The organism is Acinetobacter sp. YH01011 (assembly GCF_013420785.1).
GTDB classification, from domain to species: Bacteria; Pseudomonadota; Gammaproteobacteria; order Pseudomonadales; family Moraxellaceae; genus Acinetobacter; species Acinetobacter towneri.
Map to the genome: position 1 here is coordinate 1 of NZ_VOYG01000032.1, position 1,144 is coordinate 1,144.

Sequence of the window (1,144 nt, forward strand, 5' to 3'; positions counted from 1 at the left end):
GATGCTAATCTCAAAAAGCCGATCGTAGTCCGGATCGCAGTCTGCAACTCGACTGCGTGAAGTCGGAATCGCTAGTAATCGCGGATCAGAATGCCGCGGTGAATACGTTCCCGGGCCTTGTACACACCGCCCGTCACACCATGGGAGTTTGTTGCACCAGAAGTAGGTAGTCTAACCGCAAGGAGGACGCTTACCACGGTGTGGCCGATGACTGGGGTGAAGTCGTAACAAGGTAGCCGTAGGGGAACCTGCGGCTGGATCACCTCCTTAACGAAAGATTGACGATTGGTAAGAATCCACAACAAGTTGTTCTTCATTGATGTATCTGAGGGTCTGTAGCTCAGTTGGTTAGAGCACACGCTTGATAAGCGTGGGGTCACAAGTTCAAGTCTTGTCAGACCCACCATGAGCGAGGGTCAGCGAAACATGTTTCGCCCGAGCGCAAGACGAGAGCTATGCTCGAGTTAAGCATTCGCCTTAACACAGTTTACGATACATCGAATCACAGATGATAAGCTGGGGACTTAGCTTAGTTGGTAGAGCGCCTGCTTTGCACGCAGGAGGTCAGGAGTTCGACTCTCCTAGTCTCCACCACGTACTTATTGAGTATGGGTATAAGCTAAAGATTACAGAATTTAGTAAGTATAAGCTTATTAAGTTCTGTGATTTAAATATCACAGTATTTAGTGCGGTCTGACGAAGACGCATTAATTCATTAACAGATTGGCAAAAATTGAGTCTGAAATAAATTGTTCAACTCATTTAATTCAAGATTGACAGTAATACTTCGGTGTTACGGTTTAATTACGAATTGAAATGAGAACTAGCAAATTAACTGAATCAAGCGTTTTGGTATATGAATTTAGATTGAAGCTGTACGGTGATTAAGTTCACGAAGCAACAAACTGTGGGCGCAAGCCTGTTGTTACACTCACTTGTAAGTGTTAACGACTGTTTGGGGTTGTATAGTCAAGTAATTAAGTGCATGTGGTGGATGCCTTGGCAGTCAGAGGCGAAGAAAGACGTGATAGCCTGCGAAAAGCTCCGGGGAGGCGGCAAATATCCTTTGATCCGGAGATTTCTGAATGGGGAAACCCACCTACCTTAAGGTAGGTATCGTATGATGAATACATAGTCATACGAA

At 45.2% G+C, this 1,144-nt stretch carries 2 tRNA genes and 2 rRNA genes; all 4 read left to right on the forward strand.

Annotated elements, in window-relative coordinates:
* Positions 1-270, forward strand: a 16S ribosomal RNA gene (locus FTT78_RS13370); the annotation flags it as partial.
* A gap of 59 nt (positions 271-329) precedes the next feature.
* Positions 330-406 (forward strand) — tRNA-Ile (locus tag FTT78_RS13375).
* Positions 407-518: 112 nt separating this feature from the next.
* Positions 519-594 (forward strand) — tRNA-Ala (locus tag FTT78_RS13380).
* Between the two features lie 373 nt (positions 595-967).
* Positions 968-1,144, forward strand: a 23S ribosomal RNA gene (locus FTT78_RS13385); the annotation flags it as partial.